25 protein-coding genes are annotated in these 26316 nt (G+C 48.0%); 9 read left to right on the top strand and 16 right to left on the bottom strand.

Annotated features, from left to right (window positions below; genetic code table 11):
* Positions 1-25: 25 nt before the first annotated feature.
* Genes hisG through hisIE form a run of 8 tightly spaced genes read left to right on the top strand, consistent with a single transcriptional unit; the run spans position 26 to position 7047 of the window.
* Positions 26-925 carry an ATP phosphoribosyltransferase gene (gene hisG / locus AC2FAJ_RS06495; protein ID WP_000886595.1) on the top strand — a complete coding sequence of 300 codons (900 nt, stop codon included), beginning with the start codon at positions 26-28 and terminating at the stop codon, positions 923-925.
* A 5-nt stretch (positions 926-930) separates the two neighbouring features.
* A complete protein-coding gene (gene hisD / locus AC2FAJ_RS06500) occupies positions 931-2235 on the top strand; it encodes a histidinol dehydrogenase (protein WP_193358770.1) in 1305 nt (434 codons plus the stop codon).
* Positions 2232-3293, top strand: coding sequence for a histidinol-phosphate transaminase (gene hisC, locus AC2FAJ_RS06505; RefSeq protein WP_060571642.1), 1062 nt, complete (start codon positions 2232-2234; stop codon positions 3291-3293). Before hisD ends, hisC begins: the two co-directional genes overlap by 4 nt.
* Positions 3290-4357 (top strand): bifunctional histidinol-phosphatase/imidazoleglycerol-phosphate dehydratase HisB, encoded by a 1068-nt coding sequence (hisB, locus tag AC2FAJ_RS06510; protein ID WP_248112449.1) that lies wholly within the window; start codon positions 3290-3292, stop codon positions 4355-4357. Before hisC ends, hisB begins: the two co-directional genes overlap by 4 nt.
* Positions 4357-4947, top strand: a complete 591-nt coding sequence (hisH, locus tag AC2FAJ_RS06515; RefSeq protein ID WP_028013765.1) for an imidazole glycerol phosphate synthase subunit HisH — start codon at positions 4357-4359, stop codon at positions 4945-4947. Before hisB ends, hisH begins: the two co-directional genes overlap by 1 nt.
* A complete protein-coding gene (hisA, locus tag AC2FAJ_RS06520) occupies positions 4947-5684 on the top strand; it encodes a 1-(5-phosphoribosyl)-5-[(5-phosphoribosylamino)methylideneamino]imidazole-4-carboxamide isomerase (RefSeq protein ID WP_063942195.1) in 738 nt (245 codons plus the stop codon). The genes hisH and hisA overlap by 1 nt, the downstream gene beginning before the upstream one ends.
* A complete protein-coding gene (hisF, locus tag AC2FAJ_RS06525) occupies positions 5666-6442 on the top strand; it encodes an imidazole glycerol phosphate synthase subunit HisF (protein WP_041909169.1) in 777 nt (258 codons plus the stop codon). The genes hisA and hisF overlap by 19 nt, the downstream gene beginning before the upstream one ends.
* On the top strand, positions 6436-7047 hold the full coding sequence (gene hisIE, locus AC2FAJ_RS06530; RefSeq protein WP_485453943.1) for a bifunctional phosphoribosyl-AMP cyclohydrolase/phosphoribosyl-ATP diphosphatase HisIE: 612 nt from the start codon (positions 6436-6438) through the stop codon (positions 7045-7047). The genes hisF and hisIE overlap by 7 nt, the downstream gene beginning before the upstream one ends.
* A 40-nt stretch (positions 7048-7087) precedes the next feature.
* Here the strand turns inward: hisIE and wzzB are convergent, their stop codons facing one another.
* Positions 7088-8068 (bottom strand): LPS O-antigen chain length determinant protein WzzB, encoded by a 981-nt coding sequence (gene wzzB / locus AC2FAJ_RS06535; protein WP_163332523.1) that lies wholly within the window; start codon positions 8066-8068, stop codon positions 7088-7090.
* A gap of 192 nt (positions 8069-8260) precedes the next feature.
* On the opposite strand from wzzB, the gene AC2FAJ_RS06540 reads away from it, so the two are divergent.
* Positions 8261-9265 carry an NAD-dependent epimerase gene (locus AC2FAJ_RS06540; protein ID WP_063154995.1) on the top strand — a complete coding sequence of 335 codons (1005 nt, stop codon included), beginning with the start codon at positions 8261-8263 and terminating at the stop codon, positions 9263-9265.
* 51 nt (positions 9266-9316) lie between these two features.
* Here the strand turns inward: AC2FAJ_RS06540 and ugd are convergent, their stop codons facing one another.
* From ugd to AC2FAJ_RS06615, 15 genes are all read right to left on the bottom strand, one after another.
* Positions 9317-10483, bottom strand: coding sequence for a UDP-glucose 6-dehydrogenase (gene ugd, locus AC2FAJ_RS06545; protein WP_163332522.1), 1167 nt, complete (start codon positions 10481-10483; stop codon positions 9317-9319).
* Between the two features lie 225 nt (positions 10484-10708).
* The gene (gene gndA, locus AC2FAJ_RS06550; RefSeq protein ID WP_028013772.1) at positions 10709-12115 is read right to left on the bottom strand and encodes an NADP-dependent phosphogluconate dehydrogenase; all 1407 of its coding nucleotides are present in this window, start codon (positions 12113-12115) and stop codon (positions 10709-10711) included.
* A gap of 208 nt (positions 12116-12323) precedes the next feature.
* A complete protein-coding gene (locus AC2FAJ_RS06555; RefSeq protein WP_041909159.1) occupies positions 12324-13436 on the bottom strand; it encodes a glycosyltransferase family 4 protein in 1113 nt (370 codons plus the stop codon).
* Between the two features lie 74 nt (positions 13437-13510).
* Entirely contained in the window at positions 13511-14380 is an 870-nt protein-coding gene (locus AC2FAJ_RS06560) for a rhamnosyltransferase (RefSeq protein ID WP_041909157.1), read from the bottom strand.
* A gap of 13 nt (positions 14381-14393) precedes the next feature.
* Complete coding sequence (locus tag AC2FAJ_RS06565) at positions 14394-15482, bottom strand: glycosyltransferase WbsX family protein (protein ID WP_041909156.1); 1089 nt, start codon at positions 15480-15482, stop codon at positions 14394-14396.
* Positions 15479-16645 (bottom strand): O-antigen polymerase, encoded by a 1167-nt coding sequence (locus AC2FAJ_RS06570; RefSeq protein WP_485453944.1) that lies wholly within the window; start codon positions 16643-16645, stop codon positions 15479-15481. Before AC2FAJ_RS06570 ends, AC2FAJ_RS06565 begins: the two co-directional genes overlap by 4 nt.
* Complete coding sequence (locus AC2FAJ_RS06575) at positions 16642-17862, bottom strand: oligosaccharide flippase family protein (RefSeq protein ID WP_041909152.1); 1221 nt, start codon at positions 17860-17862, stop codon at positions 16642-16644. The genes AC2FAJ_RS06570 and AC2FAJ_RS06575 overlap by 4 nt, the downstream gene beginning before the upstream one ends.
* A gap of 62 nt (positions 17863-17924) precedes the next feature.
* Positions 17925-18473, bottom strand: a complete 549-nt coding sequence (gene rfbC / locus AC2FAJ_RS06580) for a dTDP-4-dehydrorhamnose 3,5-epimerase (protein ID WP_041909150.1) — start codon at positions 18471-18473, stop codon at positions 17925-17927.
* Positions 18474-18476: 3 nt separating this feature from the next.
* Entirely contained in the window at positions 18477-19355 is an 879-nt protein-coding gene (rfbA, locus tag AC2FAJ_RS06585) for a glucose-1-phosphate thymidylyltransferase RfbA (RefSeq protein ID WP_041909149.1), read from the bottom strand.
* 52 nt (positions 19356-19407) lie between these two features.
* Entirely contained in the window at positions 19408-20307 is a 900-nt protein-coding gene (rfbD, locus tag AC2FAJ_RS06590) for a dTDP-4-dehydrorhamnose reductase (RefSeq protein ID WP_041909148.1), read from the bottom strand.
* A complete protein-coding gene (rfbB, locus tag AC2FAJ_RS06595; RefSeq protein ID WP_041909146.1) occupies positions 20307-21392 on the bottom strand; it encodes a dTDP-glucose 4,6-dehydratase in 1086 nt (361 codons plus the stop codon). The genes rfbD and rfbB overlap by 1 nt, the downstream gene beginning before the upstream one ends.
* A 102-nt stretch (positions 21393-21494) precedes the next feature.
* Entirely contained in the window at positions 21495-23381 is a 1887-nt protein-coding gene (locus AC2FAJ_RS06600; protein WP_041909144.1) for a polysaccharide biosynthesis protein, read from the bottom strand.
* Positions 23382-23419: 38 nt separating this feature from the next.
* Positions 23420-23980 (bottom strand): PglD-related sugar-binding protein, encoded by a 561-nt coding sequence (locus tag AC2FAJ_RS06605; RefSeq protein ID WP_022648623.1) that lies wholly within the window; start codon positions 23978-23980, stop codon positions 23420-23422.
* A complete protein-coding gene (locus tag AC2FAJ_RS06610; RefSeq protein WP_041909140.1) occupies positions 23973-25016 on the bottom strand; it encodes an MraY family glycosyltransferase in 1044 nt (347 codons plus the stop codon). The genes AC2FAJ_RS06605 and AC2FAJ_RS06610 overlap by 8 nt, the downstream gene beginning before the upstream one ends.
* The gene (locus AC2FAJ_RS06615) at positions 25016-25966 is read right to left on the bottom strand and encodes an NAD-dependent epimerase/dehydratase family protein (RefSeq protein ID WP_080351060.1); all 951 of its coding nucleotides are present in this window, start codon (positions 25964-25966) and stop codon (positions 25016-25018) included. Before AC2FAJ_RS06615 ends, AC2FAJ_RS06610 begins: the two co-directional genes overlap by 1 nt.
* Between the last annotated feature and the right edge of the window lie 350 nt (positions 25967-26316).

Raw genomic sequence — 26316 nt, forward strand, 5'->3', positions numbered from 1 at the left:
AAAACAGGTTAACGAGGAATAAAGAATGTTAGATAACTCACGTTTACGCATAGCTATTCAAAAATCAGGCCGTTTGAGTGACGATTCACGCGAACTGTTGGCCCGCTGCGGGATTAAAATCAACCTGCACACCCAGCGCCTGATTGCTCTGGCTGAAAACATGCCCATCGACATTCTGCGCGTGCGTGATGACGATATTCCCGGCCTTGTGATGGACGGCGTCGTTGACCTCGGCATCATCGGTGAAAACGTGCTGGAAGAAGAGCTGCTGACCCGCCGCGCGCAGGGTGAAGACCCGCGTTACTTCACCCTGCGTCGTCTGGACTTCGGCGGCTGCCGCCTGTCGCTGGCCACGCCGGTTGATGAAGCGTGGGACGGCCCGGCCGCGCTGAACGGCAAACGTATCGCCACCTCTTACCCTCACCTGTTGAAGCGTTATCTTGACCAGAAAGGCGTGCAGTTTAAATCCTGCCTGCTGAACGGCTCCGTTGAAGTGGCACCGCGTGCGGGTCTGGCGGACGCCATCTGTGACCTCGTCTCGACCGGCGCGACGCTGGAAGCGAACGGTCTGCGCGAAGTGGAAGTCATCTACCGCTCTAAAGCGTGCCTGATTCAGCGCGACGGCGAGATGGCCGACGCCAAACAGCAGCTGATCGACAAGCTGCTGACCCGTATTCAGGGCGTGATTCAGGCGCGTGAGTCCAAATACATCATGATGCACGCCCCAACCGAGCGTCTGGATGAAGTGATTGCCCTGCTGCCGGGCGCTGAGCGCCCAACCATCCTGCCGCTGGCGGGCGATCAGCAGCGCGTGGCGATGCACATGGTGAGCAGCGAAACCCTGTTCTGGGAAACCATGGAAAAACTGAAGGCGCTGGGCGCAAGCTCCATCCTGGTGCTGCCAATTGAGAAGATGATGGAGTAATGGCCATGAGCTTTAACACAATCATCGACTGGAATACCTGTAGCGACGCACAGCAGCGTGAGCTGCTGATGCGCCCGGCGATTTCCGCCTCTGAAAGCATCTCCCGCACCGTGGCGGAGATCCTGGATAACGTCAAAGCCCGTGGCGATGACGCGCTGCGTGAATACAGTGCAAAGTTTGATAAGACGGAAGTTGGCGCATTGCAGGTTACGGAGCAGGAAATCATTGATGCCAGTAATCGTCTCGGTGACGATATCAAGCAGGCGATGGCCGTCGCGGTGAAAAATATCGATACCTTCCACACCGCGCAAAAGTTGCAGACCGTGGATGTGGAAACCCTGCCCGGCGTGCGTTGCCAGCAGGTGACGCGCCCGGTTGCGTCAGTGGGACTTTATATCCCTGGTGGTTCAGCGCCGCTGTTTTCGACCGTATTAATGCTCGCCACGCCGGCGCGTATCGCCGGATGCCAGAAAGTAGTGCTGTGCTCGCCGCCACCGATCGCCGATGAGATCCTCTACGCGGCAAAACTCTGCGGCGTGCAGGCGGTGTATAAAGTGGGCGGCGCACAGGCGATTTCCGCCCTGGCGTTCGGGACAGAGTCCATTCCTAAAGTCGACAAAATCTTTGGCCCGGGCAATGCGTATGTGACCGAAGCCAAGCGTCAGGTCAGCCAGCGTCTCGACGGCGCTGCCATCGATATGCCTGCCGGTCCGTCTGAAGTGCTGGTCATTGCCGACAGCGGCGCAACGCCGGACTTCGTGGCCTCCGACCTGCTTTCACAGGCAGAACACGGCCCGGACTCGCAGGTCATCCTGCTGACGCCGGATGCCGATATGGCGAAACGCGTGGGCGAAGCCGTTGAACGCCAGCTTGCCGACCTGCCCCGCGCCGACACGGCACGTCAGGCGCTGGCGGCCAGCCGCCTGATTGTGGCGCGCGATCTCGAGCAGTGCATCGCCATCTCCAACCAGTACGGCCCGGAGCACCTGATTATTCAGACCCGCAACGCGCGCGATCTGGTCGACAGCATCACCAGCGCGGGCTCGGTGTTCCTCGGCGACTGGTCACCGGAGTCCGCGGGGGATTACGCCTCCGGCACCAACCACGTGCTGCCAACGTATGGCTACACCTCTACCTGTTCCAGCCTCGGCCTGGCGGATTTCCAGAAACGCATGACCGTGCAGGAGCTGTCCCGCGAGGGGTTTGCTTCACTGGCTTCTACTATTGAAACCCTGGCCGCCGCTGAGCGTCTGACCGCCCACAAAAACGCCGTGACGCTGCGCGTTGCCGCCCTGAAGGAGCAAGCATGAACATTGAAGAATTAGCCCGCGAAAATGTCCGCCGCCTGACGCCTTACCAGTCTGCGCGTCGTCTGGGTGGAAACGGGGACGTCTGGCTGAACGCCAACGAATTCCCGACTGCGGTGCAATTTGAGCTGTCGCAGCAAACGCTGAACCGCTATCCGGAGTGTCAGCCAAAAGCGGTGATTGAAAACTACGCCCAGTACGCGGGTGTGAAGCCGGAGCAGGTACTGGTCAGCCGCGGCGCGGATGAGGGCATTGAGCTGCTGATCCGCGCGTTCTGCGAGCCGGGCAAAGACGCGGTGATGTACTGCCAGCCCACGTACGGCATGTACAGCGTCAGCGCCGAAACCTTCGGCGTGGCGTGCCGCAACGTCCAGGCGCTGGAGAACTGGCAGCTCGATTTACAGGGCATTGCCGACAATCTCGACGGCGTGAAGGTCGTCTTCGTCTGCAGCCCAAATAACCCAACCGGGCAGATTATTAACCCGCAGGATATCCGCACCCTGCTGGAGATGACCCGTGGTAAAGCGCTGGTGGTGGCCGACGAAGCCTACATCGAGTTCTGCCCGCAGGCGACGCTGACGGCTTGGCTGGAAGAGTATCCGCATCTCGTTGTGCTGCGCACGTTGTCAAAAGCCTTCGCCCTCGCGGGCCTGCGCTGCGGGTTTACGCTGGCGAATAAAGAGGTTATCGACCTGCTGCTGAAAGTGATCGCCCCGTACCCGCTCTCAACGCCGGTTGCCGATATTGCGGCACAGGCGCTGACGCCTCAGGGTATCAACGCGATGCGCGAACGCGTGGCGCAGATCCTGGAGGAACGTCAGTACCTTGTCACCGCGCTGAAAGACATCCCTTGCGTCGAGCAGGTGTTCGACTCGGAAACCAACTACATCCTGGCGCGCTTCACCGCCTCCAGTGCCGTATTTAAATCTTTATGGGATCAGGGCATTATCTTACGAGACCAGAATAAACAACCTTCCCTGAGTGGCTGTTTACGTATCACCGTAGGCACCCGCGCAGAGAGCCAGCGCGTCATTGACGCCCTGAAAGCGGAGAAAGTATGACCCAGAAGATCCTTTTCATCGATCGTGACGGCACCCTTATTTCGGAGCCACCAGCCGATTTCCAGGTCGATCGTTTCGACAAGCTGGCTTTTGAACCGGACGTGATCCCGGTGCTGCTTAAGCTTCAGAAAGCGGGCTATAAGCTGGTAATGATTACCAACCAGGACGGTCTGGGTACGGACAGTTTCCCGCAGGCGGACTTCGACGGCCCGCATAACCTGATGATGCAGGTGCTGACCTCTCAGGGCGTGGTATTTGATGAAGTGCTGATTTGCCCGCATATGCCAGCCGAGGAGTGCGACTGCCGTAAGCCAAAGGTGAAGCTGGTTGAGCGCTATCTGGCCGAAGATATGCTGGATAAAACCAACAGCTACGTCATCGGCGATCGCATCACCGATATTACGCTGGCGGAAAACATGGGCATCGCGGGGCTGCGCTACGATCGTAACGACCTTAACTGGGCAAAGATTGGCGAGCAACTGACAAAACGCGACCGCTATTCCCACGTTGAGCGTAACACCAAAGAGACGCAGATTGATGTAAAAGTATGGCTGGACCGTGAAGGCGGCAGCAAGATCCACACCGGCGTCGGTTTCTTTGACCACATGCTGGACCAGATTGCCACCCACGGCGGTTTCCGCATGGAGATCGCGGTAAAAGGCGACCTTTATATTGACGATCACCACACCGTGGAAGATACCGGCCTGGCGCTGGGTGAAGCCCTGAAGCTGGCGCTCGGCGACAAGCGCGGCATCAACCGTTTCGGCTTCGTCCTGCCGATGGACGAGTGCCTGGCGCGCTGCGCCATGGACATCTCGGGTCGTCCGCACCTGGAATACAAAGCTGATTTCACCTACCAGCGCGTCGGCGATCTCAGCACCGAAATGGTGGAGCACTTCTTCCGTTCCCTGTCCTACACCATGGGACTGACGCTGCACCTGAAAACCAAAGGCAAAAACGATCACCACCGCGTGGAGAGCCTGTTTAAAGCCTTTGGCCGTACGCTTCGCCAGGCGATCCGCGTGGAAGGCGATGCCCTGCCCTCGTCGAAAGGAGTGCTGTGATGAACGTGGTGATTCTGGATACCGGATGCGCCAACCTCAACTCCGTGAAATCGGCCATCGCGCGCCACGGCTATGAGCCGGTGGTGAGCCGCGATCCGGACATTGTATTGCGCGCTGACAAGCTTTTCCTGCCGGGCGTTGGCACCGCACAGGCGGCGATGGACCAGATCCGCGAACGCGATTTGGTCGATTTGATCAAAGCCTGTACCCAGCCGGTGCTGGGGATTTGCCTGGGCATGCAGCTTCTTGGCCGCCGCAGCGAAGAGAGCAACGGCGTTGACCTGCTGGGCATTATCGACGAAGACGTACCGAAAATGACCGACCACGGCCTGCCTCTGCCTCATATGGGCTGGAACCGAGTTTACGCCAAAGCGGGTGACCGGCTGTTTCGCGGCATCGAAGACGGCGCGTACTTTTACTTCGTGCACAGTTACGCTATGCCGGTGAACGTCAATACCATCGCCCAGTGCACTTACGGCGAGGCGTTTACCGCGGCGGTGCAGAAAGACAATTTCTTCGGCGTACAGTTCCACCCGGAACGCTCAGGCGCCGCGGGCGCGCAGCTGCTGAAAAACTTCCTGGAGATGTGATGATTATTCCCGCTTTAGATTTAATCGACGGCACGGTTGTCCGTCTTCATCAGGGCGATTACGGTCAACAGCGCGACTACGGAAAGGACCCGCTGCCGCGCCTGCAGGATTATGCCGCCCAGGGTGCACAGGTGCTGCATCTGGTGGATTTAACGGGCGCGAAAGATCCGGCGAAGCGCCAGATCCCGCTGCTGAAAAAACTGGTTGCTGGTGTTGACGTGCCCGTGCAGGTAGGCGGTGGCGTACGCACCGAAGACGACGTGGCGGCTCTGCTGGATGCGGGCGTGGCGCGCGTGGTGGTCGGTTCAACCGCCGTGAAAGATCCTGAGACGGTGAAAGGCTGGTTCCGCCGCTTTGGCGCCGACGCCCTGGTACTGGCGCTGGACGTGCGCATTGACGAACAGGGTAATAAACAGGTGGCGGTCAGCGGCTGGCAGGAAAATTCCGGCGTAACGCTGGAAGCGCTGGTCGAGACGTATCTCCCTGTGGGCCTGAAGCACGTGCTGTGCACGGACATCTCGCGCGACGGCACGCTGGCGGGTTCCAACGTTTCTTTATATGAAGAAGTTTGCGCCCGTTATCCGCAGGTGGCATTCCAGTCATCTGGTGGCATCGGTGACTTAGCCGATATCGCCGCGCTGCGCGGAACGGGGGTACAGGGCGTGATTGTGGGCCGGGCCCTGCTGGAAGGTAAATTTACGGTGACGGAGGCGATTCAATGCTGGCAAAACGGATAATTCCTTGTCTTGACGTGCGGGATGGTCAGGTTGTGAAAGGCGTGCAGTTCCGCAACCACGAGATCATTGGCGATATCGTCCCGCTGGCAAAACGCTATGCCGATGAAGGCGCTGACGAACTGGTCTTCTATGATATCACCGCCTCCAGCGATGGCCGCGTGGTCGATAAAAGCTGGGTCGCGCGCGTGGCGGAAGTGATTGATATTCCGTTCTGCGTGGCGGGCGGGATTAAGTCTGCTGATGACGCCGCCAAAATTCTCTCTTTTGGTGCCGACAAGATTTCCATCAACTCCCCTGCCCTGGCCGAGCCGGAACTGATTACCCGCCTGGCCGATCGCTTTGGTGTGCAGTGCATAGTGGTTGGGATTGATACCTGGTTCGACGCCGCAACCGGCAAATATCACGTTAACCAATATACCGGCGATGAAAGCCGGACGCGCGTGACGCAGTGGGAAACGCTCGACTGGGTAGAGGAAGTGCAGAAGCGCGGCGCAGGTGAGATTGTACTGAACATGATGAACCAGGACGGCGTGCGTAACGGTTACGATCTCGAGCAGCTGAAGAAAGTTCGCGCGGTGTGCCACGTTCCGCTGATTGCCTCCGGCGGCGCGGGCACCATGGAACACTTCCTGGAAGCTTTCCGCGATGCGAACGTGGACGGTGCGCTGGCCGCGTCCGTGTTCCACAAACAGATTATCAATATTGGCGAGTTAAAAACGTACCTGGCCGACCAGGGCGTGGAGATCAGGGTATGTTAACAGAGCAACAACAGGCGCAGCTGGACTGGAAAAAAACTGACGGATTACTGCCGGTGGTTGTACAGCATGCCGTCTCAGGCGAAGTGCTGATGCTGGGGTATATGAACCAGGACGCGCTGGCAAAAACAATCGACAGCGGCAAAGTGACGTTTTTCTCGCGCACGAAACAGCGCTTGTGGACCAAAGGGGAAACCTCGGGTCACTTCCTGAACGTGGTCAGCATGACGCCAGACTGCGATAACGACACCCTGCTGGTGCTGGTGAACCCAATCGGCCCAACCTGCCATAAAGGCACCAGCAGCTGCTTCGGCGAGGCGAGTCACCAGTGGCTGTTCCTGTATCAGCTTGAGCAACTCCTGGCGGAGCGTAAATCTGCGGATCCTGAGAGCTCCTATACCGCGAAGCTGTATGCCAGCGGGACTAAGCGTATTGCGCAGAAGGTGGGTGAAGAAGGCGTTGAGACGGCGCTGGCCGCGACCGTACACGACCGGGAAGAGTTGACGAATGAAGCGTCGGATTTGATGTATCACCTGCTGGTGCTACTGCAGGATCAGGAGCTGGATTTGACGGCGGTGATTGAGAATCTTCGAAAGCGTCATAAATAAAAAAACCGGGGAATTTCCCCGGTTTTTTTTAATCTGCAAATCAGGCTTTTGGTTTGTAGTTGTGCAATGCGTTACGCCCTAATACCACACCGGAACCAATCATTCCGCCCAGCAGCACGGCAAGAATCAGCACAATGGCTTTTTTCGGGCTATCGCGACGAACGGGCAGATCCGGCTTCATGACGTAACGGTAGACGTGTATTGTGTCCGGCTTAACGTTCAGGTTTTGGATGTCCAGCAGGTTTTGCCTGGTCTGATAGTATGCAGCAGAAAAGACCAGGGGACGAGAGGCTTCGTTTTCAATCATCGATTTCAGCCCTACGCTTCCCAGGAGGAACATTGTTTCCTGGGTCACATCCTGAGTTTGTTGAATCTGTGGCGAGGAGATTTTCGCCGCCTCAGCGTTTTTCAGCGCTTCGGTAATTTGTTTAATACGCAGGTCTTTCTGCTCCTGAGCGACCTTCTCCTGGTTTACCAGAGAATCGTTCAGGGTTTTAATCTGCTCTTTGATGCTGTTTTGCAGGTCAACCGTGAGCTCTTTGGAAGTTTGCTCATCAACCTGCTGGATATATTGCGCAAGCTGCTTCTGCGCCGCTTCTGCGGAAGTACTGGTATAGGAAACACTCAACGGGAGCGATTCCCCTTTAACAGCAGGCTCGATTGTCAGTTTTTCAGGTTCGTCCTGATTTTCCAGTGCCTGTGCCAATGCAGAGAAGGAAGAATTGAAACGACCAATAGCGCGTGTTTGAACATCAAGCATTGAGGGTGCAGCACTACCGTAGAGGATATTCAACGCATTAGAATATGTTGCAATTTGAGCGACATCAGGTTGCGCAATAATTGCGCTTGAGGTCCACTTTTCTTTCGCGAAAGTAAGATAACCGACAGCAAGTGCAATAAAAACAACAACAAACGTTGCTATCATCCACTTCCCACGCCACAGCTGCAGCACTAAATCAAGTAAATCAATTTGCTCAGGGTCATTGCTTCGGATGACCTGGCTATTGTTGTTGTGCGTCATACATTCCCTAACAGATGAAAAAGGGCAAACATAATTGTGTTTTCATAGTTTATCTATTGCTGGGGATTTTTCTATAAGAATCCGATGAGTTATATCGGAAAGATGCGTTATGTAACTCGCCCCCTTCGCGCTATCATAGTCACCATGTGATGCGTTATCGCATCTGTAAGCGTTGGGTATTTGAGGAAAGATATGAAATTTCTGGTAACGGGTGCAGCGGGTTTTATCGGTTCGAATGTCAGCAAACGCCTCATTGAGGGCGGTCATGAGGTTGTCGGTATTGATAACCTGAACGACTATTACGATGTTAATTTAAAGCTGGCACGTCTGGAACGGCTACAATCTGAGCGATTCACCTTCCACAAGATGGAATTAGCTGACCGGGAAGGTATGGCTGCGCTTTTCGCTGACGAGAAGTTCGATCGCGTTATTCACCTGGCCGCACAGGCAGGCGTACGCTACTCCCTGGAAAACCCGCATGCGTACGCCGATGCCAACCTTATTGGCCACCTCAACGTGCTGGAAGGCTGCCGCCATAACCACGTTCAGCATTTGCTATATGCCTCATCCAGCTCCGTATATGGCCTCAACCGTAAGATGCCCTTCTCAACTGACGATTCCGTAGATCACCCGGTTTCACTCTATGCCGCGACCAAAAAAGCCAATGAGCTGATGTCGCACACCTATTCGCATCTCTACAACCTGCCGACCACCGGACTGCGCTTCTTTACCGTATACGGTCCGTGGGGACGCCCGGACATGGCGCTGTTTAAGTTTACTAAGGCGATGATTGAAGGCAAAAGCATCGATGTCTATAACTACGGCAAGATGAAGCGCGATTTCACCTACATCGATGATATCGCTGAAGCAATTATCCGCCTGCAGGATGTTATTCCCCATCCTGACGCAAACTGGACCGTCGAGACTGGCTCACCGGCAACCAGTTCAGCACCTTACCGCGTTTACAACATCGGTAACAGTTCGCCAGTAGAACTGATGGACTATATCACCGCGCTGGAAGAGGCGCTGGGTAAGAAAGCCGAGAAAAATATGTTGCCACTCCAGCCGGGCGACGTCCTGGAAACCAGCGCCGACACGAAAGCGCTCTATGACGTGATCGGTTTCAAACCGCAAACCTCGGTTAAAGACGGCGTGAAGAACTTCGTTGACTGGTACCGCGAGTTTTACAAGGTCTGAAAATAAAAAACCCGGCAAATCAGCCGGGTTTTTTATTTTAACGTAAGAGAATTAGTCGCTACCGAACAGATCGCGGGTATAGACTTTGTCAGCGACGTCAGCCAGCTCTTCGGCCATGCGGTTCGAGATGATGACATCCGCTTCCTTCTTAAAAGCATCCAGATCGCGGATCACGCGGGAATTGAAGAACTGATCTTCCTGCATGGCCGGTTCATAAATAATAACCTCAACGCCTTTCGCCTTGATGCGCTTCATGATCCCCTGAATGGAAGAGGCGCGGAAGTTATCGGAACCGCTCTTCATGATCAGACGGTACACGCCGACCACTTTCGGCTGGCGCGCAAGAATAGAATCGGAGATGAAATCTTTACGCGTACGGTTAGCGTCAACAATCGCCGATATCAGGTTATTCGGCACAGCCTGGTAGTTTGCCAGCAGCTGCTTGGTATCTTTTGGCAGGCAATAGCCACCGTAGCCAAATGACGGGTTGTTGTAGTGGTTACCAATACGCGGGTCGAGGCAAACCCCTTCAATAATCTGGCGGGTATTCAATCCAAGACTTTCTGCGTAGCTGTCGAGCTCATTGAAGTACGCGACTCGCATTGCCAGATAGGTATTCGCGAAAAGCTTAATCGCCTCTGCTTCGGTGGAGTCTGTGAACAGCACCGGAATATCTTTCTTCACCGCACCTTCCTGAAGCAGCGCAGCGAAACGTTCAGCGCGCTCAGAGCGTTCGCCAATAACGATACGGGAAGGATGCAGGTTATCGTAAAGCGCTCTCCCCTCACGCAGGAACTCAGGCGAGAAGAAAATATTATCGATACCAAACTTTTCTTTGATGGATTTGGTAAAGCCGACAGGAATGGTTGATTTAATAACCATCACCGCAGCAGGATTGACCGCAATAACATCTTTGATAACCGCTTCTACGGTTGAGGTGTTGAAGTAATTGGTTTTTGGATCGTAGTCAGTAGGCGTCGCAATGATGACGTAATCCGCATCGCGGTATGCATCTTCTTTATCTGTCGTGGCGCGGAAATTCAGCGGTTTGTTGCTGAGAAAGTCCTGGATTTCTTTGTCGACAATCGGCGATTTCTTCTGATTGAGCATATCCACTTTGGCCTGCACGATATCCAGCGCAACCACTTCATGGTTCTGAGCAATCAGAATGCCGTTAGAAAGACCGACATACCCTGTTCCGGAAATTGTTATTTTCATTCGCTAATGACTTCTTTTAGTTAACTGTACTGATGGCCGGCAGACCATCGCGATAAACATAACTGATGGGCTTTGTACCTCCTGGCAAACAGCACTGTCAAGGCAAACCAGGAGTAATCACAACGAGGGGGATGAGATTCAGACTACTTCGAATAATGCGCGGCATTTTTTGCATAAAAAAACCCGGAGACAGGCTCCGGGTTTGATGAAAGCGAGTAAGTTAACTTATTCCATCCATTCGGTGTGGAACACGCCTTCTTTATCCGTGCGCTTGTAAGTATGCGCGCCGAAATAGTCACGCTGTGCCTGAATCAGGTTGGCAGGCAGAACGGCAGCGCGGTAGCTATCGTAATACGCCACCGCAGCCGAGAAGGTTGGAACCGGGATACCGTTCTGTACAGCGTAGGCAACCACGTCACGCAGCGCCTGCTGGTACTCGTCTGCAATCTTCTTAAAGTACGGTGCCAGCAGAAGGTTAGCGATACCTGCGTTTTCAGCATAGGCATCGGTGATTTTCTGCAGGAACTGCGCACGAATGATGCAACCCGCGCGGAAGATCTTCGCGATCTCGCCGTAGTTCAGGTCCCAGTTATTCTCGTCAGACGCCGCACGCAGCTGTGAGAAGCCCTGCGCGTAGGAGACGATTTTACCCAGGTACAGGGCGCGACGAACTTTCTCGACGAACTCAGCTTTGTCACCGGCTGGTTTAGCCTGTGGGCCTGACAGCACTTTAGAAGCCGCAACGCGCTGCTCTTTCAGAGAAGAGATATAACGCGCAAAGACGGATTCGGTGATCAGAGACAGCGGCTCGCCCAGATCCAGAGAGCTCTGGCTGGTCCATTTACCGGTACCTTTGTTCGCTGCTTCATCCAAAATCACATCAACCAGATATTTACCTTCTTCATCTTTCTTCGTGAAGATATCTTTGGTGATGTCGATCAGGTAGCTGTTCAGCTCGCCTTTATTCCACTCGGTAAAGGTTTCAGCCAGCTCTTCGTTAGAGAGATTCAGGCCGCCTTTCAGCAGGGAGTATGCCTCTGCAATCAGCTGCATATCGCCGTATTCGATGCCGTTGTGCACCATTTTGACATAGTGACCCGCACCGTCCGGACCGATATAGGTCACACAAGGCTCGCCATCTTCAGCAACGGCTGCAATTTTAGTCAGAATTGGCGCAACCAGCTCGTACGCTTCTTTCTGGCCGCCAGGCATAATAGATGGACCTTTCAGCGCGCCCTCTTCACCACCGGAAACACCGGTACCGATGAAGTTGAAGCCTTCAGCGGACAATTCACGGTTACGACGAATGGTGTCCTGGAAGAAGGTGTTACCGCCATCAATGATGATGTCGCCTTTTTCGAGGTAAGGCTTCAGGGAGTCTATAGCTGCATCGGTACCTGCGCCCGCTTTCACCATTAGCAGGATTCGACGAGGCGTTTCCAGAGACTCAACAAATTCTTTTACCGTATAGAAAGGAACGAGTTTCTTGCCTGGGTTTTCGGCAATCACTTCTTCAGTCTTATCACGGGAGCGGTTGAAAACGGAGACGGTATAACCACGGCTTTCGATGTTGAGCGCCAGGTTGCGCCCCATCACTGCCATACCGACAACGCCGATCTGTTGCTTGGACATTACATACTCCTGTCAGGTGTGGTCACTGTCGGGTAACCCCGACAGATATAATTTGCAAGAATCTTAACTCATAAATCAGGGACAGAGGTAGGCATTTGTGGCCTTGATCACGCCAGACGACACAAAACGGGATATATCAAACCCCCACAAAAGGTGCAGGTATATTTTATTTATAAATGAACTAAATCACAACAGATAATAAATTCTCTTATTTATTATGTTTTTTATTAATTGCTTTTTGATAAAGTTCAACCGTTTTATTATACATTGCGTTGAATGAGAAGTTTTCAAGGAAAAATTCATTTCCTGACTTGCCTAATTCAACACGTAAAGCACTATCACTAATTAAGTCAGCGAGTCTGTTTTTAATGGCATCAATATCTGCACGAGGAACGAGATATCCCGTTTTGCCATCAATGACAGATTCAGAAACGCCACCAACGTCTGATGCTAAAACAGGCAAGCCTGCACGCATAGCCTCGAGAATACTGATAGGGAAACCTTCCCAGTTAGAAATTAACAGGAAAATATCACTGTCTGCCAGCAAGGCATCAACGTCTAAACGTTCGCCTGTAAACAGTACATTTTCGCTAATTCCAAGATCCTGTGAAAGCTGTTTCATCTCATCTAATCTGGGGCCTTTTCCTACCAGCGTCAACGCCCAGTTTCTTGTTTCTAATCGACTCAACGCTTTCAATAGGCTTTCATGATCTTTTTGTTCTGAAAAACGAGCTACCGAAATCAACTTCACTACGTCATGAGTATGGTAAACATGAGGAGCAGCACTTTTTAACGGCACGCCATTATGGATCACCGTTTGCTGACTGGCAGACGCAACGTTATGTTCGATTGCAAGTTGTTTATCTTGAGCAGAGACTGTGATTATTTCATCAGTAATTTTACTGAATAATCGTTCAATAACAATGTACAAGCGACGTTTCTTATCATGAACCCCATTTGCGAATGACCAACCGTGTACGGTGAAAACAACAGGAATTTTCAGGAAAAGAGCTGCCAACCTCCCTACAATTCCAGCTTTAGAAGAATGAAGTGCAATAACATCCGGAGAAAATTCTTTTATAATCTTGCGTATAATTAAAGCGCATTTAATATCTTTATAAGGCGATATTTCCCTTACCAGCTCAGGGATAATGTGAACTTTCACATTTAATGCGCGAACATCATCAACCAGAGCGCCTTGCTCTCCAACGATTAACTCAACTTGATGACCATCCTTTACTAAACCAGATGTCATATCACGCAAATGAGTCTGAGCCCCACCGATTTCATTCGCGCGTGTAATTATATAAAGAATTTTCATAGTTTTTGAAACAGTCCGATAAGTATATCGTTACTAACGCTCATTAACTTGCAACGAGACAGCTACACCTGGTATTAATGTCTTTTGAATGGTCCAAATCTTCCAGAAAGACCATCAGAAATACCGTAAAAGATCATCATCAACGTTTTCTTTTTTTCTTTATTAAGAATTAAAGATATTGCAGCACGAGCAAAATTAAGGAAAACCTCACGAACTTTATAACCCACTGGAATATATGACTTTCTGATCATAAAGAAGCTATTTCTGACCAAAAAGTAACGTCGCATCGGGCTATGAACAGATATTTTACGTCCTAACAGATTCAGCCTTGAATCACCAATCGTGTGAGCCATTGACGCCTGATTAGTCATTGCAACGCGATACCCTAATTTTTTAGCACGCAGGGCCCACTCCACATCAATATAATCCACGAACAATGCTTCTTCCATTTTACCAACTTTCTCGTAAACTTCAGAAGAAAAGAAAGAGCCAGATGCAATAACGTAGGTGACATCTGTTATTTCTTCTATTGGCGTTCGTTTAATAAATGGACCGATGTAATTAGTGCCCCAATAAAATTCGTTTGTGTGCGGATCATAAAAAGAAGGACCCAGGATACCAACGTTATTCTGGGTGTACATCTTGCTCATGGCACTGATGAAATTAGCACCTAATACACTGTCTTGATCAAGAAGTAATAAATATTCGGCACCGCGAGATATAGCATTTTCGATACCAATGTTTTGCGCATGCGAAAGACCCATATTCTCGGGCAAACTGATCATGACGAAATTAAATTTTTCTGCTAAATCTTTTATCTCTTCGTAATTTCGAGAGCCGTTATCTATTATAACAGCACTGTCTATTTGGCCTTGCAAAGAAAGAAATTGCTTTTCTAAGCAAAGTATATCAGGGTTAAATGTTACAGTTACAGAACTAATCACGACCTATCACCTATTAATTTTTTTTGTATTTTTTAACAGTATCTTTTACTGCATTCAAATAACCATATCCATTTTTTTTATCCGGCTCAAGATACGTACCCTCAGCCCATTCATTCCATGCATTTATGAATAAGAATGGAACATTAGCAGAAATAGATTTTTTATAAAGTTTATCGAAATTATTCTTAAATACCTGAGGATTACTTCCTTTCATCACGAGTGATTTAGTTTTTTTCCTTGGCGTATTATCCCAATCAACGAATGCACCTGAATAATGTGTTTCACTAAAATCCTTTTCAAGGATTTTATCCCAAATTGATTGATAAGATAATATCTGCTCAACGTAATTTGTTTTTAATTTTTCATTAGAAATACGTTTTATTCTTCCGATCACTTTTCGCAATATCGGTTTAAGTTTCCCCATATTGTGTTCAAAAGTACACATTGGTTCAAAATTTAACTCGGCATCAAAATCTAGCTTACGATGATCTTGAGCGAATGAGGTAAGTGTTGACACAAAATGTATATCACCGAAAGACGTTTCTTTTGCCAGTTTCCGCCAATACTGAATCCACTCATTACACTTTTCAAAGCTAGCAGAACGATATAATAGAAATACAGGCTTACCATTATGTTTAATGTATCTTTCGTCTTCGAAAAATGGCTTGAGATAGTTAAAGTGATTTAGCCAGTCTGATTCGTCACCATAACTTTGGGGCATGATAACATCTCGATGACTACCATCCCAACTACGCGTCCATGGCTCGTTAGCCCATGAAAAAAGGAACGGGAGATGTATATCTTTGTTCTCCAGTAAAAGTTCAGCTGGTTTGTCCAGTAAACGCTTACCATTAAACCAGTAATGATAAAAACAAAAACCATCAATATTATGCTTTTTTGCAAGTTCCGATTGCCATTTTAATGTTTCTACATCGAGCAAATTATAATAATAATCGTTCAGAGGTTCTCTGGGCTGGTTATGATTTTTAAAAAGAGGCGTAGCCTTTTTAACATTGACCCATTCGGTAAAACCCTCTCCCCACCATTTATTATTTTCTTCAATCTCATGAAATTGCGGAAGATAAAATGCTAACGTTTTCAAAAATTGCTCCTTATATTTCTATAACAAACTACAAACAAATGAACTGATAACGAAATCAGGAAATAATCCCAAAAGAAGGATAACTGCACCGGCAAAAACTGATGAGAAAAGAAAATAACAATCAAAGCAAACAGGGAGTTGAAGTTAAGGAATGAGTTCTTATTGATAAAGCAATTGTGATTTCTCGATACAATATATCCAAACAACATACTGAGTACAGCTAACCCTATACTACCGAAATACAGGAAGGGTAATAACAAGGATGTATAAAAGGCATTAAAATAACCAGCACTGCCTAGCAGAACGAAATCTTGGACTTTTGTGAAGAAAGCGCTTTGGTCGTAAAACTTAGCGCCTAGTATACCTAAGAATGAAAATGGACTAGAAAGCTCATACAAGATATCAGTATCACCGCTATCAATTGCATGAGTAAAAAGTGAGTAACCTGCAATCGCATAATTGCGAGTATTAATAAGACTTTGACTTAAGTCGCTATCACCTCTAAAAGTGAATATGGCTAATAACAAAATCAAAAATACACCCAGAGCAAAAATAACTTTCTTCAAAGTCATTTTTCTATCATAGCAATATAATATTAATATTGCTGCCAACACCGGAGCGAAAACATAGTATCTTGAAATCAAGATACTTTCTTTTCCTACCAACATTAAAAATGAGAAAAATAAGATTGCAGATTTATTTTTATTAATCTTCAAATACAAACCATAACTAATGCCAAAAAGCGGCACCAGGGTTGCAAATACAAATAAATAAGCTGCAAATGCTCCATAGTATTCTTTTATTGATTGATCTTTAAATAAACTTTCTCTGTATTCTGCGAACGAAATACCACTCGTCACAATATTTTTAAACAGGAACGCCAGATAAATCAATATGAAGAAGTTGATTACAAGTGGAATTTTTACCTGCAAGGAAATATTAAAGAGCGATTGATTATTTATTAGATTATCTTGCTGATGAAATCTTGTTGTTTTATTACCTATATAGCATCCTAAGAAAAAATATAAATAAGAAACAATTAGGATCATCAAACCAGAATCAAATGTGATGTAGAGGCTACTTTGTGAAACCCATAATACTAATGCAAAGACAACATACAGACATAAATAAAAAGATGGATTTCTAGGTCTTCGTTTAATCATCTTGAATTCTTTTCGCTATTAAAACTCACCAGGACAAAAATAGCCGAAACAATTATTTCTGTAATAATCACGCTAATTGTCACGCCATATGTTGGAGTCAGATGCATTAATAGTATAGAAACTATAATATGCATAAAACTCACAGCAAGATATGTTTTCCTGACAACTTTTGTGAAATGATTAGGTATTAACCACCATTGTCCATATACAACGCCCACTGAAACGATAAATGGCAAAGGAGACATCATCAACAATATCATCGACGATATTCGATATTCTTCACTGTAATAATAAAGTGATACAGGGTATCCTATGACAGCCATTGCGACCGATATTAACAATCCGAACGCAATAAACTTCTTACCATACAAGTGCCAGATTTCATTGAGTGTTTTTCCTTCACTAATCAATGAACTGACTCTTGGGAACATCGCTTGCTGAACAGGACTCATCAAACCTTGCGCTGCAGTTCGGATTTTATCTGCTGCTGAGAAATAACCTGCCAGCGTCGGGCCACCAAAATATCCTATAATTAATATATTTAAAGTCGTATAAAAACTTATAGTTATATTAGATACAAAAAGGTCAAATCCCTTAGATAAAACCGAATAGATTTCTTTTATTGAAACTCTTGTAAATTTGGCCAATTTTTGTTTTTTTATAAAGAAACAAGCCAAAATACCTGAGATAAACATCCCTGATGATTGGCTTATAACGGCCATATTCATATCTTCAGGCGTTTTTACTAAAAGGAAAATCAGAATAAGGGAGACGAATTTTGCAATGGTTGTACATATTGCAATACCCTGCATTTTTTCAATCCCTTGAAATAACCATACAGGGAATAAAACTGTACCTATTACGGATATCATCCCTAACAGGATCAGATAAGAGTATATACTCGTGCCATTGATAATTACATATAAAGCAAAAATACATGAAACTATCAGTAATAACGCTAACTTAGCAGCAGTTACTGCTGTATAAATAGAATCAATTTTGGATTGATTATTCTTATTAACTGAAACCAGTAACGTCGCACTAAAGTTAAAGCCATAATCAACAAAAATTATAATGTATTGTAGCCACGCCTGGACCATAGCTACAATTCCAAAATTTTCAGCCCCTAACACTCGCATTAAATATGGGAGGGTTAACAAAGGGAATAAATAGTTTGAAGCCTGAACAAAAAATAGCAGTATAATGTTTTTTTTCACTGGTATGATACACTCAGTAATGTGAAAAAAGCCTGTATGCTATTTACAGGCCTGAGTAGAAATTAATAGTCTGAATCTTTAAAAGCTTTACCAGCAAGATCTTTCGAAGACAAACTCGGTGAACAATCGTGGCTGACAGGCCATGCAATGTTCAGTTCGCTATCTGACCATAAGATTGAACGCTCATGTTCAGGAGAATAATAATTAGTTGTTTTATACACAAATTCTGCTGTATCGCTCAGAACATAAAATCCATGAGCAAATCCCTCAGGGATCCATAATTGTTTTTTATTTTCTGCAGATAAATGTACGCCAACCCATTTCCCATAATAGGGTGAGTCTTTACGAATATCGACAGCGACATCGAAAACTTCACCGACGACACAACGGACTAATTTACCTTGAGCATAGGGCTGTAGTTGGTAGTGCAAACCACGAAGTACATTTTTGCTGGATTTAGAGTGATTATCCTGAATAAAATTCACTTCTTTACCAACGGCTTCGTTGAAAATTCGCTGATTGAAACTTTCCATAAAGAAACCACGATCATCACCAAAAACTTTCGGCTCAAAAATTAGCACATCGGGTATTTCTGTTTTAATGATATTCATTAATTAATAACCTTTGATCATTTTCAGTAAATATTGTCCGTATTGGTTTTTTGACAACGGAGCAGCGAGTTTTTTAACCTGCTCATCATCAATAAATCCTTTGCGGTAAGCAATTTCTTCAGGACAAGCCACTTTCAGCCCCTGGCGCTCTTCAATAGTTGCAATGAAGTTACTCGCTTCAATCAGGCTCTGGTGAGTCCCTGTATCAAGCCAGGCAAAGCCACGGCCCATCATAGCCACGGAAAGCTTTCCTTGCTCCATGTAAATACGGTTAATATCCGTGATTTCCAGTTCACCACGTGCTGACGGTTTTAAATTCTTCGCCATCTCAACGACACTGTTATCGTAGAAATAGAGTCCCGTCACTGCATAATTACTCTTCGGTTCCAGCGGTTTTTCTTCGAGGCTGATGGCGGTACCATTTTTATCAAACTCGACAACACCGTAACGCTCAGGATCGTTCACGTGATAGGCAAAAACCGTTGCACCATTTTCTTTATTAACCGCTGCATCCATCAATTTAGGAAGGTCGTGACCATAGAAAATGTTATCCCCCAACACCAGGGCGCAATCATCGTTACCAATGAATTCTTCGCCAATAATGAAAGCCTGCGCCAGACCATCCGGGCTTGGCTGGACTTTATATTGCAGATTCAGCCCCCACTGGCTTCCATCACCCAGAAGCTGTTCAAAACGCGGTGTATCCTGCGGAGTACTAATAATTAAAATATCTCGAATACCAGCCAGCATCAGCGTTGAAAGCGGATAGTAAATCATCGGCTTATCATAAATAGGCAATAATTGTTTACTAACAGCCATTGTTACTGGATACAGACGAGTACCAGAGCCACCCGCCAGAATAATACCTTTACGCGTTTTCATTTCATCATCTCTATAGTCATAAGATGCCCACTCCCAGGCATCCCGATCATTATTAAATCGCTGTCGCTGTAAACCACTCAGTCAGCATACGCTTAACCCCCGCGTCCCACTGAGGCAGTACGAGGTTGAAATTCTGCTGGAACTTTAACGTATTGAGGCGCGAGTTTGCCGGACGTTTTGCAGGCGTTGGGTACGCACTGGTCGGCACGCCATGAAGCTGCTGTAATGCCAGTTCAATTCCGGCTTTGCGCGCTTCATCAAATACCAGAGAGGCATAGTCGTACCAGGTTGTTGTACCACTGGCAACCAGATGATAAGTTCCCGCCACTTCAGGTTTATTCAGGGCAACCCGAATAGCATGAGCCGTACAGTCTGCTAATAATTCAGCACCCGTAGGGGCCCCGAATTGGTCGTTAATAACAGACAGCTCAGAGCGCTCTTTTGCCAGTCGCAGCATGGTACGCGCAAAATTATTCCCTTTACCGGCATAAACCCAGCTAGTCCGGAAGATCAAATGGCGTGAGCAATTTTCACTTAAGGCTTTTTCACCCGCAAGTTTGGTCTCGCCATACACATTAAGCGGCGCTGTGGCGTCCGTCTCAAGCCACGGCGTATCGCCATTACCCGGGAATACGTAATCAGTAGAGTAGTGAACAACCCAGGCCCCCAATTTTTGGGCCTCTTTGGCAATCGCCTCGACACTCGTGGCATTCAGCAGCTGAGCAAATTCGGGTTCTGACTCGGCCTTATCGACGGCGGTATGCGCAGCCGCGTTGACGATGACATCAGGCTTAATGCGGCGCACCGTTTCTGCAATGCCTTCAGGGTTGCTGAAATCACCGCAATACTCCTGCGAATGGACGTCAACCGCAATCAAATTGCCCAGCGGTGCCAGAGCACGCTGTAGCTCCCAACCCACCTGACCGGTTTTACCGAACAGAAGAATATTCATCAGGCGCGATCTCCATAGTTTTCTTCAATCCAGGACTTGTAGCTGCCGCTTTTCACGTTCTCTACCCATTTTGTGTTCGCCAGGTACCATTCTACGGTTTTACGAATGCCACTTTCGAAAGTTTCCTGAGGCTTCCAGCCCAACTCCTGACCAATTTTCTCTGCATCAATCGCGTAGCGGCGATCGTGACCCGGGCGGTCAGCCACATACGTTATCTGGTCACGATAGGAACCTTCCTTCGGCACGATTTCATCCAGCAATGAGCAGATGGTATTTACCACATCAAGATTCTGCTTCTCATTGTGGCCGCCGATGTTATAGGTTTCGCCAATCTTGCCCTGGGTTACCACGGTGTATAACGCACGGGCGTGATCTTCTACGTACAGCCAGTCGCGGATTTGGTCTCCTTTACCGTAAACAGGCAGGGCTTTACCCTCCAACGCATTGAGAATGACCAGCGGGATAAGTTTTTCCGGGAAGTGATATGGACCGTAATTGTTAGAACAGTTAGTCACAATGGTAGGGAAACCATAGGTACGCAGCCAGGCACGGACCAAATGATCGCTGGATGCTTTAGAAGCAGAATAGGGACTGCTTGGGGCATAGGCCGTTTTTTCAGTAAACAGCGGCAGTTCAGCTCCCTTGGCCATTTCATCCGGATGCGGAAGATCGCCATAGACTTCATCTGTTGAGATATGGTGGAAACGGAAAGACGCTTTTTTATCAGCATCTAACGCTGACCAGTATTGGCGGCTTGCTTCCAGCAGTACATAGGTACCAACAATGTTAGTCTCAATAAAGGCTGCCGGGCCGGTGATCGAGCGATCAACGTGGCTTTCGGCCGCCAGGTGCATCACCGCATCCGGCTGGTGCTCTGCAAAAATACGCGCCATGGCATTGCTGTCGCAGATATCGGCATGTTCAAAATGATAGCGTTCGCTGTGCGAGACATCGGCCAGCGATTCAAGATTCCCTGCATAAGTCAGTTTATCGACGTTAATAACAGAATCTTGCGTATCATTAATAATGTGTCGTACCACCGCAGACCCAATAAAGCCTGCTCCACCAGTGACCAGAATTTTCACGTTTATTTCGCTCTTAATGTTATCAGAAACAATTAATTAGTTGCTGTCGCCCAGGTAACTATTGATAAGCTTCCAGGGCGGAGAAACTGACAATCTGCTATTTTAACTTACCTTTACATTCCAAAGTAAATCGCAGATACCGTCGGTTGGATTAAATGCTGCAGGTGCCTGTAAAAGTATCTCTCGCACGCGCTCGTAGTCGAACTGACAGCAGGCGTTGTCGAGGTCACGGAGAATAATGCTCATCTCACTCCACGGCAACATCACCTCGTTAGCAGTCCTGATACGCGGGTGCTGCGTAACGGATACATTGTCGCCGATAAGCAACTCTTCATACAGTTTCTCACCAGGCCGCAGACCCGTTGTTTTTATCGCGATATCACCATAAGGGTTTTTATCATCGCGAACGGTAAGCCCTTGCAACGTAATCATGCGGTGCGCAAGGTCGATGATCTTGACGGGTTCCCCCATATCCAGAACAAAAACATCGCCGCCCGTGCCCATGGCTCCCGCCTGGATAACCAATTGAGCCGCTTCAGGAATAGTCATAAAGTAACGCGTGATATCTTCGTGAGTCAGCGTCACCGGTCCACCTGCAGCAATCTGTTTTTCAAATAACGGCACAACTGAGCCTGATGAGCCTAACACGTTGCCGAAACGAACCATACTGAAGCAGGTTTTACTGGATTCCTTCGCCAGCGCTTGCAGCACCAGCTCCGCCATGCGCTTGGTCGCCCCCATGGTGTTGGTAGGGCGAACGGCTTTATCAGTCGAAATCAAGACAAAGTTTTCAACACCGCAACTTGCCGCGGCCTGAGCGCAACTCAACGTACCAAAGATATTATTGCGCACGCCATCAAGTACGTTGAACTCGACAAGCGGTACATGCTTGTACGCCGCAGCATGATAAATTGTGTCGACGTTGAATGCTCTGATTAACCTTTCGAGATGCTCTTTATCCTGAACGTTTCCGAGGATTGGATAGATTTTAACTTTAAAATCCTGACCCAGATTCAGGTTACGCAGTTCGGAATCAATGGAATAGAGGGAGAATTCGGACAGTTCGAACAGAATAAGCTGGTTTGGCTTATTTTTAATTATCTGTCGGCATAGTTCAGACCCTATAGACCCCCCTGCCCCGGTAACCATCACTGTTTTCCCGTTGATATTACGGGATATCAGTTCCGGAATGGGTGAGACAGGATCGCGGCCCAGCAGGTCTGTAATAACGACTTTCCGCAAGGAATCAATACTTGCCTTCCCCTCCACCAGATCGACCATTCCCGGGATCGAGAGCACTTCGCACGGCAGACCTTCCAGGGTTTTAATGACTTCGTTTTTTCTGGCCCGGCTTGCGCTTGGCATGGCCAGCAGAATTTTCTTCGCTTCGTATTTCTCAACCAGCCAGGGCAGTTTTTCTGGTGCGAAGACGCTTACTCCGTGAATCACCTGACCTTGCAGGGCGCGATTATCGTCGACAAAAGCAACGGGGTAGTATTCGTCCATCTGGCTCAGCGCAGGCAGTAATTGACGACCCGAAGCACCTGCACCATAAATAACTACCCGAGTGCCCAGATTCAACCCACGATTCACCAACATCCTCATTCCAAGCCGTGATCCGGCAATAAGCAGCAGACCGAATGAGAAATAGATAAAAGGAATCGTTCTCGGCAAATAGAGGTTGGTATAGAACGCTGCGATAATAAGCAAAATGGACGATATGACCATCCCCATCGTTACTACTAATAATATCTTGGCAGTAATGTAACGGATTACGGCCCGATATAGCCCTAATTTAACAAATATTGCCAGAGTAACTAAAATTATTGAGAAAATAAAAAGCCAATGCTCCGTACTATATATCGGAGTCATTGAATCAATACGCACCCAAAATGCAAACCAAAAAGCGGATAAGAGCAGTATAACATCTATGAAGAGAGTAATAATTCGCTTAATTGGTCTGGGTAAAGATATTAAATAATTTAGCATACTAAAAACTGGTCGCCTCACTAAAGCTTGCATTCAGTTTATAAAATAGTACCAGCAGGACACACTGAGTAATCGTCTACTTTAGTATTATAACCGCCCACTGTCCCCGCCTGGAGAAACGCTGCTTTCCCAATCACAGCGCTGCCCGCAAGATGGACACCAACACCTAAATGAGCGAAATCACCAAGAATGGCATCGTGATCTATTGTCGAGTGGCTATTCACAATCGTCGCCAAACCTAATTTTGCGTTGGCACCCACTACAGCTCCCGCTAACACAACAGTTCCCTCAGCAAGGGTCGCCGATGGACTGACAAATGCAAAGGGATGTATAAGCGTTACAGGATGAATACCTAAGCCGAGCAGTTGCTGATAGAGCTGCTCTCTGACTTTATTGTTTCCGATGCCAATAGCGACATGACTGACCTTACCAATATGTAACTGTAGTTCGGAAATTTTTCCAATAATGAGCTGATTAATTTCCTGGCAGGCAGAGGTATTATCGTCGAGGAAAACGATATCCTTATATCCCAGCAGTCTCGCTGTCTCGTACAGCGTACGGCCATGACCACCCGCGCCCAAAATCAATAAGTCATGCATTGACGTTGCTCTCTTTGTCTTTAACTCCTGCCCCACATTTCAGTGCAACAACGAGAAGCGGGAACCAGGCGATGAGCAGCCCCACAACACCATCAATTTTGCCTGAGGCAATAAAAAAGGCGAAGGGGAAAAGCCACAGCAGATTGACGGCAATTGCCAATGATGTCACCGGAACGTGGCTGCCATATTTTCTTGCTAGGATTTGGTAGCCATGGCTGGCATGTGCTTCATAGACCTTTTTACCTGCTACGAGCCTCCTCAATAGCGTTGTCGTGGCATCGACGATAAATATGCCCAGCAAGCATAATTCTGCAATAAAGAAGTGCGAGTCAACTTTCGCAATATGCAGGATCATCAGTCCGATTGTTATACCAAGAAAACCACTTCCGGCATCGCCCATGAAGATTTTCGCGACCGGGAAGTTCCAGACAAGAAAGCCAGCTCCGGCACCAATAAGGGCAAGCGTGAGAGGATAAAGAGAGCCTGGCGCGTCTGTATACGGGTTGATAGCCATCAATACCGCACTACATGCAGCAAAGGTGATGGCCTCCGAGCTAGCTAAGCCATTAATCCCATCCATAAAATTATATAAGTTAAGCATCCAGACCAGATAAACGCAGCCCAGAATCATACCAACCCAGGATAAGGAAACGTCATAACCAAACAGCGTAATGACAGGGAAAGAACCTAAGAAATAGATGCCGATTGCTGCCGCAAGGAAATGCATCAACAGACGCCAGCGTGCCGCGATATGGCCGTGATCGTCAAGGAAACCGATGATGGCAACAATCAATCCTGGAATAAATAAACCCAGGAAGCTATCCAGCGTCAGCGCGCGGCTGAAATAAAACCAGACTAACGCCGCCAGGAGCGTCAGAACGATAGCCACTCCGCCCCCTCGTGGGGTTGGTACCGAATGCGAACTTCGCTGGTTTGGACGGTCAATAACGTTATGCTTAATGGCATAACCACGTAGCCCCCAGGTCAGCGCGCATGATACTAAAAAAGCGAATATCACAATCCCAAAACTCATCATTATTTATTACCTTCGATATAATATTTCGCCGTTTTTTTCATCGTTTCAAAAAGGGTTATCGGGGGCGTCCAGTTTAAATGTTTCCGGGATTTAGAGGCATCGACTTCCAGATCGCCAAACAGCTGATCGTAAATACCTCGTTTACCAACTGAAGAAAGCAATAACCTGAAGATACCCGTTGGAAATGAGACCAGTTTCGCTTTAATGCCCATTCCTGAGGCAAAGGCATTAATCATATCTTCGGTTGAAGGACGTTCTGCATCGGCGAGTAAATAGAGTTGATTTTTGGATTTCTCATTTACCACGCATTCGCTGATGAAACTGACGACATTATCCAGAGATACCAGCGCTCGCTTGTTCCTGACATTTTTAAATGGCAACGGTAGGTTTTTAGAAACCAGTTTTAAAAGGCGCTGTATATTACCCGGTGCATTTTCACCACAAATCAATGCCGGGCGAACAATGGTGATCGCCATATCGCTTTCTGCAAATTGATTAAGCAGACTCTGCTCGGCTTCTCGCTTAGAAATGGCGTAATCAGAAGTGGGTTGTGGCTCCGAGGCCTCAGTAAATGGGATCCCTGAGGTGGCATTACCGTTAACGCCGATTGAGCTTACAAAGATAAAATGTTTAACTCCGCTGGTCGCAGCATCGCTCGCTAATTTCATCGTTGCGTCGTGATTGACACGGCGAAATTCCGCTAAAGCGTCCTGAGCATCATCATTAAGGATATGCGCCCTTCCTGCGGTATGAATGACAGTGTCGCATCCTTGCAGGAGATTTAACCAGTTGGTATTGGCTGAGATATCACCCAGGTTGTAAATGCCCTGTTCAGGGTTCTCCTGCTTGCGCGTTGTTAATATCACCTCGTGTCCTGATGACTTCAACGCCTGGACTAAAGCAGTTCCAAGAAACCCGGTCCCGCCCGTCACCATTACTTTCATTGACATCCCCTATCCGCTCAATCTGATATTTACGCCCGCACGTAGTGCAGATTTGCGTGAAACTGTCTCGTTCACAACTGTTCGTTTAAAATTCAATTGTAAATGCCAGGCACGCTACCGCCCCTGGCTTAACAGCTACCAGTGCACTGAGCGATGTTTGATTAATGATTTTGCTTGTCTGGATACAGACAATAACAGGCGTTAATTGTCGTCCTAAACGACCAGAGAAACAAGCACAAATCGCTACAAAGCTGCTGAGATTTGAATCAGATAACCCTATGTAATCATTAAAATTAATAACAAAAAACGGCAGTTATCATTTTGGTTATGTCTCAACACCAAAAATGATAACTGCC

The sequence above is a fragment of the Enterobacter cloacae complex sp. 385G4 genome (assembly GCF_057320665.1).